This is a genomic window from Paraburkholderia sp. CNPSo 3281 (genome assembly GCF_024206515.1).
In the GTDB taxonomy this organism is placed as follows: domain Bacteria; phylum Pseudomonadota; class Gammaproteobacteria; order Burkholderiales; family Burkholderiaceae; genus Paraburkholderia; species Paraburkholderia nodosa.
This window is the reverse complement of the sequence record NZ_JAMBPS010000018.1, coordinates 121,998-131,019: the sequence shown is the minus strand read 5'-3', so window position 1 is coordinate 131,019 and position 9,022 is coordinate 121,998. Positions and strand designations below refer to the sequence as shown.

The following is a 9,022-nucleotide window of genomic DNA, read 5'->3' as shown; positions in this document are numbered from 1 at the left end:
CGGTCAGGCCACGATTCCGATGGTCGCGGCGGTGTCGCGCGTCGCGAAGGTTCACTACGCCGAAATCGTCGCGTCGATCAGCAGCAAGTCGGCGGGCCCCGGCACGCGCGCCAACATCGACGAGTTCACCGAAACGACTTCGAAGGCGATCGAAGTGGTGGGCGGTGCCGCCAAGGGCAAAGCGATCATCGTGCTGAATCCGGCCGAGCCGCCGGTCATGATGCGCGACACGGTTTATACGCTCTCCGAGATGGCTGACCGCGAGAAGGTCGAGCAGTCCATCGAAGCGATGGTCGCGAAGGTGCACGCCTACGTGCCGGGCTATCGCCTGAAGCAGAAGGTGCAGTTCGACGAGATTCCCGCGAACGCGCCCTTGAATATTCCGGGCCTCGGCAAGTTCAGCGGCCTGAAGACCTCGGTGTTCCTCGAAGTGGAGGGCGCCGCGCACTATCTGCCCGCTTACGCAGGCAATCTCGACATCATGACTTCCGCCGCGCTCGCCACCGCCGAACGCATGGCGCAGACGCTTCTGAGCGTGGAGGAATAAGACCATGAGCAAGAAACTCTACATCTCCGACGTGACGCTGCGCGACGGCAGCCACGCCATCCGCCACCAGTACTCGATCCAGAACGTGCAGGACATCGCCCGCGCGCTGGACCGTGCGAAGGTGGACAGCATCGAAGTCGCTCACGGCGACGGCCTGCAGGGCTCGAGCTTCAACTACGGCTTTGGCGCGCACAGCGACCTCGAATGGATCGAAGCCGTGGCCGACGTGGTAAAGCACGCGCAGATCGCCACGCTGCTGTTGCCCGGCATCGGCACGATTCACGACCTGAAGGCGGCCTACAACGCGGGCGCTCGCATCGTGCGCGTGGCCACGCATTGCACGGAAGCCGACATTTCGAGGCAGCACATCGAGTACGCCCGCGAACTGGGCATGGACACGGTGGGCTTCCTGATGATGAGCCACATGACCACGCCGGAAAATCTCGCCGTCGAAGCGAAGAAGATGGAAAGCTACGGCGCGACCTGCATTTACGTGGTGGACTCGGGCGGCGCACTGACGATGAACGACGTGCGCGACCGCTTCCGCGCGGTGAAAGCCGTGCTCAAGCCCGAAACGCAAACGGGCATGCACGCGCACCACAACCTCTCGCTGGGCGTGGCGAACTCGATCGTGGCGGTGGAAGAAGGTTGCGACCGCATCGATGCGTCGCTCGCGGGCATGGGCGCGGGTGCGGGCAACGCACCGCTCGAAGTGTTCATCGGCGCGGCGGAACGCATGGGCTGGAATCATGGCACCGACCTCTACGCGCTGATGGACGCCGCCGACGACATCGTGCGCCCGCTGCAGGACCGCCCGGTTCGCGTGGACCGCGAAACGCTCGCGCTCGGCTATGCGGGCGTGTATTCGAGCTTCCTGCGCCACTCGGAAGTGGCCGCGAAGAAGTACGACCTGAAGACGGTGGACATTCTCGTCGAACTGGGCAAGCGCCGGATGGTGGGCGGCCAGGAAGACATGATCGTCGACGTGGCGCTCGATCTGCTGGAAGCGAAGCAACGGCAGCCGGCGAGGGTGGTGGCCCAATGAATATCGAACACGCAGCACGTTATCTCGACGATGCGGCCCGCGAGGCGCGAGCCGTCGAGCAACTGAGCACCAGCACGCCATTCCCGATCGAAGACGCCTATCGAATCCAGCGAGCCTCGATCGCGCGCCGTGAGGCGCGAGGCGAGCGCACCATCGGCGTCAAGCTCGGCTTCACAAGCCGCGCGAAGATGATCCAGATGGGCGTGGACAGCCTGATCTGGGGCTGGCTGACCGACACGATGCTCGAGGAGGACGGCGCACCCGTCGATCTCGACCGCTTCATTCACCCGCGTGTGGAGCCCGAGGTGTGCTTCGTGACGAAGCGCGATATTGACCGCCCGCTCACGGCGCTCGAAGCGTATGCATACCTCGAAGCCGCTGCGCCCGCGATGGAGATCATCGACTCGCGCTACGAGGCGTTCCGCTTCACGCTCGAAGACGTGATCGCAGACAACTGTTCGAGCGCCGGCCTCGTCATCGGACCGTGGTCTCGGCGCTTCGACGGGCTGCGCAATGCGGGGGTGCTGATGCGCTTTGACGGCCGGGACGTGCAGATCGGCTCGACGGGCGCGATTCTCGGTGACCCGTTGCGCTCGATCGTGCAGGCTTCCCGTCTCGTTGCCAACGCTGAAGTTGTGCTGCCGGCTGGCTCGCTGATCATGGCGGGCGCTGCAACGGCCGCCCAGGCCCTGACGCCCGGGCTGCACGTGCAGTGCGTGATCGGCGGTCTCGGCCGGGTGGAATTCACGACGCGCCGCCACGGTTGAGCAGCGCCGGATAGACCTCAACATACGAAGCGGCAAAAGCCGGAGTTTCAGGCAATGACATTGCGAATCGACATCCATTCCCACTTCTTTCCGCCGATCACGCAGGAGGAAGCCGCGCGCTTCGACGCGCGAGACGCACCGTGGCTCGCGCTCGATGCGAGCGGTGAGACAGGCATGATCATGAGCGGCGACCGGCCGTTCCGTCCCGTGACGCGCCCGCTGTGGGATCCCGTAAGGCGCATTGAAGAGATGGACGCACTTGGCGTGGACGTGCAGGTGATGTGCGCGACGCCCATCCTGTTCGGCTATCGCTATCCGGCGCAGACGGCGCTGGAATGGGCGCAGCGCATGAACGACCGGGCGCTCGAACTGTGCGTGACGGCGCCGACCAGGCTCGTCACGCTCGCGCAAGTGCCGCTGCAGGACGTCGACCTGGCCTGCGCCGAGGCGACGCGCGCGTTTGCGGCCGGCCATCGCGGCGTACAGATCGGCAATCACGTCGGCCCAAAGGATCTCGACGACGAGAGCCTGATACAGTTTCTCACGCACTGTGCGAACGAAGGCATTCCCGTGCTCGTGCATCCGTGGGACATGATGACCGACGGCCGCATGAAGAAGTGGATGCTCCCCTGGCTTGTCGCGATGCCGGCGGAGACGCAACTCAGCATTCTCTCGCTAATTCTCTCGGGCGCCTTCGAACGCATTCCGCGCTCGCTGAAGCTGTGCTTCGCGCACGGTGGCGGCAGCTTCGCCTTCTTGCTTGGCCGCGTGGACAACGCATGGCGCGAGCGCGACATCGTGCGAGAGAACTGCCCGCAGTTGCCCTCGTCGTATGTGGACCGCTTCTCGGTCGACAGCGCGGTGTTCGATCCGGGCGCATTGCAACTGCTCGTGAGCGTCATGGGCGAGGAGCGCGTGCTGCTCGGCTCCGACTATCCCTATCCGCTCGGCGAGCAGCGGATCGGCCACTTGATTGAAGCTCACCCGGGCTTCAGTGCGCGTGCCAAGGCGCTGCTGAGTGGCGAGAATGCCCAGAAGTTCTTCGGTCTGGCAGCGTTGGAGGCGGCCGCGTAACCGTACCAGTGTTCCGCAATCGAACAGGAGAGCCCCGCTATGCGGGGCTTTTCGTGCTGGGATGATCGATTGAGAAGTTCATGTTCGGATTCGTGATATGGAATTCATATAAATTTCGGGATCGAATGAAGCGCCAGGAATGCGCACATCTTCATCTTCCGTACACCGCACTATCAGTTTCTTTAATGGTGCCCCGCGCCTGATTTGATTTCCTGAATGTGTCACTACACTCGTCTTCAGCGATACGCCGATTTTGATGGCTATCCAGGGTTTCACTCTTCCAATCTGGAGACATCCCGTGAGAGACAACCATGCTCATATGAGCGACTACTTAGGCCGGCTCTGCGCCGGTCTTGCGCTCTGTCTGTTTTCAGTGGCGCCGGCCATGGCGCAATCCACATCCCCCGAAAAACTGCCCCACGTAGCGGTGCTGGCAACCGGCGGCACGATCGCGGGTACTGCGGGGAGTGAGACGCAGACAACGGGCTACAAGCCAGGCGTACTGACGGCTGACGCGCTTCTCAAATCGGTCCCGTCACTGGGCAAGATTGCACAGGTGTCCGGTGAACAGATTTCGAATGTCGGAAGCGAGAACATCACCAACGATATCCTCCTGAAACTGGCGAAGCGCGTGAATCAGCTTCTTGCTCAACCGGACATCGCGGGTGTCGTGGTGACCCACGGCACCGATACCCTCGAGGAAACGGCCTATTTTCTTGATCTTGTCGTCAAGAGCGACAAGCCTGTGGTGGTCACGGGATCGATGCGGCCGTCGACGGCCATCAGTGCCGATGGTCCGAGCAACCTCCTGCAGGCAGTCACGGTTGCCGCGTCGCCGGAGGCCCGCGGTCACGGCGTCATGATCGTGCTGAACGACCGGATCGGCTCGGCTCGCTACACCACGAAGACCAATGGCACGACGCTGGATACGTTCAAGGGAAACGACGCCGGCTACCTGGGCACGCTGGTGGACGAGGTTCCTCACTTCGAGACGTCCGTGTTGAAACGCAATACCACTGCAACGCCGTTTGACGTGTCGAAGCTCGATTCTCTGCCGGAAGTCGATATTGTCTACGGCTATCAGAATGACGGCGGCTACATGTACGACGCCGCAGTCGCTCACGGAGCAAAGGGCATTGTCGTCGCAGGCGTTGGAGCAGGCAGCGAATCGCTTCTCACTCTTCCGTCAATCAGGAAGGCGATCGCCCAAGGGGTGATTGTGGTCCGCTCTTCCCGGACAGGGGGCGGATTCATACCGGAAGATCCGGCCTATGTGGGTCTTCTCGGTGACGATCTGAACCCCCAAAAGGCCCGCATTCTCCTGATGCTCGCGCTCACGGCGACCAAAGAGCCGTCGAGCATCCAGGCAATGCTTCACGAATTTTGAATCGCTTTCGCCGGCTGAGGGACGGTGAAGATGATTCGTTCAGGCGCGACGGTGCTGCCAAAGCACCGCCGCGCCGCGTGCCGTTCCAGGAGACCCCGGAGCCGGCCCCCTGTCCGAGCCTCAACCGGTTGGCGTACGTTGAGGCGATCTATTTCAACCTCCGCGTGACATAGTATTAGAATTATTGATACTGACACCGGACATGCTGTTTTCTTGAATCCAACTCCCTACACTGGTTTCAGAAGGCGCAGGCAGGCGCCTCGCTGATAACCAGAGTCCAGGAGACGAAAGTGAGCAAGCAGATATTGATGGAGGACGTTCCGCTGCGCGGTTTCCACTTGCGCGTGGCGTTCAGCGGTACAGGCGGACAGTTCAGCGACGGTTTCGTGCTGGGCATCATCGGCATCGCGGTGAGCATGGCTGCAGGGGCTCTTCACCTGAACGCGCTCTGGATGGGAGCACTCGGTGCGGCGTCCCTTGCCGGCCTGTTCTTTGGCAGCATGTTTGCCGGTCCCGTGGCGGACAGATACGGCCGGCGCACCATTTTCGCCTTCGACATGCTGCTCTTCGCGGTGATTTCCGCAGCGCAATTTTTTGTGACTTCGCCGACCCAGTTGCTGGTGTTGCGCGTGCTGCTTGGTCTGATTCTCGGCGCCGACTATGTCGTGAGCAAATCGCTCGTCACGGAGTTCTCACCACGCCGCTATCGTGGCCGCCTCCTGAGTGTGCTCGCGGCAGCCTGGGCGGCGGGTTACGTCTGCGCGTACCTGGCCGGGTTTGCCCTTCGCGATATCGGCCCCGACGCATGGCGGATCATGCTGGCCGCCAGTGGACTGCCGGCACTGCTGATCCTGCCGTTCCGTCTCGGCGTACCCGAGTCGCCCATGTGGCTGATGAAACGCGGCCGGAAGGACGAGGCACTGGCAATCATCCGCGCAAAGTTCGGTCCGGAAACCATCCTGCCTGCACCGGCAGCCGCGCCCCAGCGACGTCGTGGTGCCTGGTCAGAACTGTTCTCGGCCCGCTGGAGAAGAAACACGCTGGTCGGCTGCGTGTTCTATACGTGCCAGGTCATTCCATACTTTGCGCTCGGAACCTTCTCTCCGAAGGTACTGCAAGCCTTGCAGGTCAAGGACGGCTTTGTCGGTGGACTTGTCTATAACGTACTGCTGTTCGCCGGAGCAATCTTTGGACTGCTCATCGTAGACAGGCTCTCGCGCCGCGCGTTTCTCATTGGCAGCTTCTATCTCGCAGCGATCGGACTGGCGGTGCTCGCTTACGCCGGATTCGGGCCGCTCGGCACGATACTCGCGTTCGGCATTTTCGCCTGCATTCTCTCGGCGGCGGCGAACCTCGAATTCGTCTATCCGCCCGAGCTTTTTCCGACCCACCTGCGCGCGTCAGGCGTCGGGCTGGCCGTTGCCTCCAGCCGGTTCGGTTCCGCGATCAGTACGTTTCTCCTGCCCGTGGCCGTGCAACAGGTTGGCATTCACGCGGCGCTCGGTGTGTGCGTGGCCGTATTGGTGTTCGGTGGCGTGTTCTGTCATTTGTTCGCACCGGAAACGGGCAAGGAAAGTCTTTCGGATATGGGTTCTGGCCAGGGCGGCAACGAGCCCGCGGTGGACGGTGCCCAGAACGTGAGCCTGCACACAGTGGGACATCGCCACTGAAACCCTGGCGTCCGGCGCTCCCACGTTGGCGCACTCATGGCAATGTCTGCTGGCCGTAACTATGGGAGAGCCCATCGTGTCGCTCAACAAGCCAATTGATATGTATGCGGTGCAGGTCTTCGTCGCCGTGGCGGAGGAAGGCAGCATGTCCGGGGCGGCCGCGCGCATGGGCATCTCCCAATCGGGTGTCTCGCAGATCGTCCGCCAGCTGGAAGACGAACTGGGGGTCGTGCTGGTCAATCGCACGACCCGTCCCCTCGCGTTGACGCCATACGGCATCGCATTGAGGAACCGCGGAGCGGTACTCAGCGAGGAGATCGCCAATCTGAAGGCGCAGGTCGTCGAAGCGGGGCGGGGAATCAAGCCTGATCTTCGCATCGGATTTGTTGACTCGTTCGCGGCCACCTGTGGCTCAGCTTTTACGAAGCGGCTGCTGGAGAAGGTATCGCAACTGTCTATCCGTACGGGATTGAGCCCGCAGCAAGGCGAGGCGCTGCTGCGGCGCGACCTGGACCTCATCGTCACGAGCGACGCGCTGATCGACGCCAATGACGTAGTGCGGTTCCGGCTCCTGTCCGAGAAGTACCTTGTCATCACGCCCCGGGATTTCCGCAAGTCGGTCCGAAGCGTGGAGGACATCCGGGCCCTGGCCGACGCATTGCCCATCGTGCGCTTTAACCGGAAGTCACAGGTCGGCATGCAGATCGAGCGCTATCTGCGTCGAATTGAGGTGCGCACACCGACCCGGCTGGAGCTCGACAACGCTGACGCGCTGACTTCGATGGTGGCCGAGGGCATCGGCTGGGCCGTGACCTCGCCGATGTGTCTGCTACAGGGTGCAGCCTACGCGGACGGGGTGACGCGCCACGTCGTCGACAGGCTGGGCCTCGAACGGTCGCTGTATCTGGTGGCGAGGCGCGACGAATACAGCGCCTTTTTCGAAGATGCATGCGATACGGCATCCGAAGTGATCGAAACATCGTTTCTCCCGCGAGTGAAAAAAGCTCTCGGTCAGGAAATTGAACAACTGATTGATGTTGGAAACAGGAACTCAAATGAACAGTCAAGCCAAAGCTGAAACGCGTATCGAGCGCGACTACGTTGGTGCAGTCGATATTCCGGTCGAGAAGTTGTATGGCGTCAACTCGGTGAGGGGCGTCGACAATCTGACGGTTTCTCCTCTCAGCATTGCCCACTATCCGGCGTTTGCGGTGGCTTTCGCGCAGTGCAAATGGGCGGCCGCGCTCGCGAATCGGGACACCGATGTCATCACGCCGGAACAAGGCGATGCAATCAGCCGTGCGTGCCAGGAAATCATCGAAGGCAAGTTTCGTGACTCACTGATCGTCGATTTGCTCGAGGGCTCGGGTGGCACGTCGACGAACATGAACTTCAACGAAGTGATCGCCAATCGGGCGCAACAGCTTTTGGGTCACGAGCCAGGCTCGTACGACGTGATCCATCCGAACGACCATGTCAACCGCTCGCAGTCCACGAACGACGTGTATCCAGCCGCGCTGAAGATTGCGACGTACGCGATGCTCGGACCGCTCATTGCGGAAGTAGAGCAACTGGCTGAGCAGTTCGATCGCAAGACGATCGAGTTTGCCGACGTCCTTCATCTCGGCCGTACGTGTCTCCAGGATGCGCAGCCGATGCGTCTCGGTCAGCTTTTCGGCGGATATGCGTCGCTTACGCGACGTCTCGCGGAGGAACTGATGGCGGTTCGCGACAAGCTGCGTACGCTGCCGCTGGGTGGTACGGCGATCGGTACGGGCTTTGGTGCGCCGGCTGGGTATCGATCCGCGGTCTATCAACACCTCTCGGAAATCGTAGGCGTTGGCTACGTCGCGCCGGCAAACTCGTTTGACGCGATGCAGAATATGGACGTGTTCTCGCGCGTTTCGGGCGAGCTTCGCACCTGTGCGGCGTCGATTGCGAAAATTGCATCGGACCTGACGGTGCTCTCCTCCGGCCCTGTAGGCGGAATTGGGGAGCTACGCCTGCCGGAGGCGCAGGCCGGCTCGTCGATCATGCCGGGCAAGGTGAATCCTGTGCTGCCGATGGCGATGATCCAGTTGAGTTTTGCGGTTATCGGCAATGATGTCGCGGTGGCTCAGGCTGTCCAGTATGGCGAACTGGAAATCAATCACTTCGAGCCCGTCGTGGCCTCCCGTGTGTTCGACAGCATCATGCTGCTGACCAACGGCATCGAGCGGTTTGCGCAGAAGTGTGTCGCCGGCATCACCGCCGACGTTGCATGCAATGAGCGACACCTGATGGACTCGATGGCTGTGGCCACAGCGCTCGTGCCAAAGCTTGGATATGCTCGTGTCAGCAAACTGGCGCGACAGTCGGTTGCGGAGGGTCGGCCACTGGTGCAGATTCTCGACGAATCCGGGCTGCTGTCGCGCGACGATACCCTGTCGCTGATCGATGCGGCCTCGTACCCGGTATTTGAGCCGAGGTGATCGGCTGCTGGCTGGCCGCGCAAGGTGGCGGCCGGCATGTGCAACACTCTGGATTGAACGG

Annotated in this window: 8 protein-coding genes; all 8 read left to right on the top strand. The window is 61.9% G+C overall.

Annotation, left to right across the window (positions count from 1 at the left end; translation table 11 throughout):
• Positions 1 to 547: acetylating acetaldehyde dehydrogenase (locus M3I56_RS19570; RefSeq protein ID WP_254355397.1), on the top strand; the 547-nt coding region annotated here is incomplete at its 5' end.
• A gap of 4 nt (positions 548 to 551) precedes the next feature.
• Complete coding sequence (gene dmpG, locus M3I56_RS19565; protein WP_254355396.1) at positions 552 to 1,592, top strand: 4-hydroxy-2-oxovalerate aldolase; 1,041 nt, start codon at positions 552 to 554, stop codon at positions 1,590 to 1,592.
• The gene (locus M3I56_RS19560) at positions 1,589 to 2,359 is read left to right on the top strand and encodes a 2-keto-4-pentenoate hydratase (protein WP_254355395.1); all 771 of its coding nucleotides are present in this window, start codon (positions 1,589 to 1,591) and stop codon (positions 2,357 to 2,359) included. The genes dmpG and M3I56_RS19560 overlap by 4 nt, the downstream gene beginning before the upstream one ends.
• Positions 2,360 to 2,413: 54 nt before the next feature.
• The gene (locus M3I56_RS19555) at positions 2,414 to 3,433 is read left to right on the top strand and encodes an amidohydrolase family protein (protein WP_254355394.1); all 1,020 of its coding nucleotides are present in this window, start codon (positions 2,414 to 2,416) and stop codon (positions 3,431 to 3,433) included.
• A gap of 298 nt (positions 3,434 to 3,731) precedes the next feature.
• On the top strand, positions 3,732 to 4,820 hold the full coding sequence (locus tag M3I56_RS19550) for an asparaginase (RefSeq protein WP_309249171.1): 1,089 nt from the start codon (positions 3,732 to 3,734) through the stop codon (positions 4,818 to 4,820).
• Between the two features lie 344 nt (positions 4,821 to 5,164).
• Entirely contained in the window at positions 5,165 to 6,490 is a 1,326-nt protein-coding gene (locus M3I56_RS19545; protein WP_254355408.1) for an MFS transporter, read from the top strand.
• Between the two features lie 76 nt (positions 6,491 to 6,566).
• Entirely contained in the window at positions 6,567 to 7,568 is a 1,002-nt protein-coding gene (locus M3I56_RS19540; protein WP_254355393.1) for a LysR family transcriptional regulator, read from the top strand.
• Complete coding sequence (locus tag M3I56_RS19535) at positions 7,546 to 8,961, top strand: aspartate ammonia-lyase (protein WP_254355392.1); 1,416 nt, start codon at positions 7,546 to 7,548, stop codon at positions 8,959 to 8,961. The genes M3I56_RS19540 and M3I56_RS19535 overlap by 23 nt, the downstream gene beginning before the upstream one ends.
• Positions 8,962 to 9,022 lie beyond the last annotated feature (61 nt).

Bases quoted from the DNA above. Each gene is read 5' to 3' on its own strand.
- dmpG (WP_254355396.1), top strand. From the start codon at position 552: ATGAGCAAGAAACTCTACATCTCCGACGTGACGCTGCGCGACGGCAGC.
- M3I56_RS19560 (WP_254355395.1), top strand. From the start codon at position 1,589: ATGAATATCGAACACGCAGCACGTTATCTCGACGATGCGGCCCGCGAG.
- M3I56_RS19555 (WP_254355394.1), top strand. From the start codon at position 2,414: ATGACATTGCGAATCGACATCCATTCCCACTTCTTTCCGCCGATCACG.
- M3I56_RS19535 (WP_254355392.1), top strand. From the start codon at position 7,546: ATGAACAGTCAAGCCAAAGCTGAAACGCGTATCGAGCGCGACTACGTT.